The 2,500-nt window shown below is 54.6% G+C and carries 1 tRNA gene and 2 rRNA genes (1 of these 3 cut by a window edge); all 3 read left to right on the top strand.

What is annotated here, in order from left to right:
• Positions 1-1,895, top strand: a 23S ribosomal RNA gene (locus EN857_RS33050); it begins 929 nt to the left of the window's first position.
• 157 nt (positions 1,896-2,052) lie between these two features.
• Positions 2,053-2,167 (top strand): 5S ribosomal RNA (gene rrf, locus EN857_RS33045).
• A gap of 255 nt (positions 2,168-2,422) precedes the next feature.
• Positions 2,423-2,499 (top strand) — tRNA-Met (locus EN857_RS33040).
• Position 2,500: the final 1 nt, after the last annotated feature.

Raw genomic sequence — 2,500 nt, 5'->3', positions numbered from 1 at the left:
ACTGGATGGGCTAGGGGTCCTCACCGGATTACCAAACCTAACCAAACTCCGAATACCTGGGAGTACTAGTCGGCAGACACACGGCGGGTGCTAACGTCCGTCGTGAAAAGGGAAACAACCCTGACCTACAGCTAAGGTCCCCAAGTTATGGCTAAGTGGGAAAGGATGTGAGGATCCCAAAACAACCAGGATGTTGGCTTAGAAGCAGCCATCATTTAAAGAAAGCGTAACAGCTCACTGGTCTAAATAAGGGTCTTTGCGCCGAAAATGTAACGGGGCTAAAGCCATACACCGAAGCTTAGGGTTCGTGAGCAATCACGAGCGGTAGCGGAGCGTTCTGTAAGCTGATGAAGCCGTACCCGTGAGGGGCGGTGGAGGTATCAGAAGTGCGAATGCTGACATGAGTAACGTAAGGGGAGTGAGAGACTCCCCCGCCGAAAGACCAAGGGTTCCTGCTTAAAGTTAATCTGAGCAGGGTTAGCCGGCCCCTAAGACGAGGCGGAAACGCGTAGTCGATGGGAACCACGTTAATATTCGTGGGCCTGGAGGTAGTGACGGATCGCACAAGTTGTTCAACCTTATCGGATTGGTTGGGCAGCGGAGCGGTTCCAGGAAATAGCTCCTCCTTATAGACCGTACCCGAAACCGACACTGGTGGTCTGGTAGAGTATACCAAGGCGCTTGAGAGAACTATGCTGAAGGAACTCGGCAAATTGCACGCGTAACTTCGGAAGAAGCGTGACCCTTTTCTGCGCAAGCAGAGGAGGGTGGCACAGACCAGGGGGTAGCGACTGTTTATCAAAAACACAGGGCTCTGCGAAGCCGCAAGGCGACGTATAGGGTCTGACGCCTGCCCGGTGCTGGAAGGTTAAGAGGAGGGGTGCAAGCTCTGAATCGAAGCCCCAGTAAACGGCGGCCGTAACTATAACGGTCCTAAGGTAGCGAAATTCCTTGTCGGGTAAGTTCCGACCTGCACGAATGGCGTAACGACTTCCCCGCTGTCTCCAGCATAGACTCAGTGAAATTGAATTCCCCGTGAAGATGCGGGGTTCCTGCGGTTAGACGGAAAGACCCCGTGCACCTTTACTATAGCTTTACATTGGCATTCGTAGTGGCATGTGTAGGATAGGTGGTAGGCTTTGAAGCCAGGGCGCCAGCCTTGGTGGAGCCACCCTTGAAATACCACCCTTATCTCTATGGATGTCTAACCGCGGCCCGTTATCCGGGTCCGGGACAATGTATGGTGGGTAGTTTGACTGGGGCGGTCGCCTCCTAAAGAGTAACGGAGGCGCGCGATGGTGGGCTCAGAACGGTCGGAAATCGTTCGCTGAGTGCAATGGCATAAGCCTGCCTGACTGCGAGACTGACAAGTCGAGCAGAGACGAAAGTCGGTCATAGTGATCCGGTGGTCCCGCGTGGAAGGGCCATCGCTCAACGGATAAAAGGTACGCCGGGGATAACAGGCTGATGACCCCCAAGAGTCCATATCGACGGGGTTGTTTGGCACCTCGATGTCGACTCATCGCATCCTGGGGCTGGAGCAGGTCCCAAGGGTATGGCTGTTCGCCATTTAAAGCGGTACGTGAGTTGGGTTCAGAACGTCGTGAGACAGTTCGGTCCCTATCTGCCGTGGGTGTAGGAATATTGAAAGGATCTGTCCCTAGTACGAGAGGACCGGGATGGACGGATCTCTGGTGGACCTGTTGTGGCGCCAGCCGCATAGCAGGGTAGCTATATCCGGACGGGATAACCGCTGAAGGCATCTAAGCGGGAAACCCACCTTAAAACGAGTATTCCCTGAGAACCGTGGAAGACGACCACGTTGATAGGCCGGGTGTGGAAGAGCGGCAACGCTTGAAGCTTACCGGTACTAATAGTTCGATCGGCTTGATCGTTCTCATTCCTAATATCCATCGCTCCCAAAAGGGAGGATGTGAGAGCACAACAAAGACCAGCGAACAGCTTGGAAAAGCAGCAAATAGGGTTCCCTATCGGCTGCTCACCATCGGCTATTCGCTCAAAAAGCTTCTCGAACAACGTGCGTTTTGCCGACCTGGTGGTTATGGCGGAGCGGCTGCACCCGATCCCATTCCGAACTCGGCCGTGAAACGCTCCAGCGCTGATGGTACTTCGTCTCAAGACGCGGGAGAGTAGGTCGCTGCCAGGTCTGCCAAACGCACGTTCATCTTCTCATTACGATTGTTGTGATGCATGGCGTTGCCTCAAAACCGCTAACACTTTTGAGCGACATGCATGAGGCCCGCCAAACGGGAGCCCGGGCCGCGCAAGCGGCCCTTTCATTTGGCAGACCTCTTGATTCCGGTAAGCTAAAACTTACCTCTAAGGACGCAAGCCAACGCTTGCTCGTGGTCGCAAGCAAACGCTTGCTCGTGGTCGCAAGCAAACGCTTGCTCGTAGTTGACGCGGGGTGGAGCAGCCCGGTAGCTCGTCAGGCTCATAACCTGAAGGTCACAGGTTCAAATCCTGTCCCCGCAACCAA

This window comes from Mesorhizobium sp. M4B.F.Ca.ET.214.01.1.1, assembly GCF_004791545.1.
Classification (GTDB): Bacteria; Pseudomonadota; Alphaproteobacteria; order Rhizobiales; family Rhizobiaceae; genus Mesorhizobium; species Mesorhizobium abyssinicae.
The sequence above is the reverse complement of the archived record's forward strand: the minus strand, read 5'-3'. Positions and strand labels throughout refer to the sequence as shown.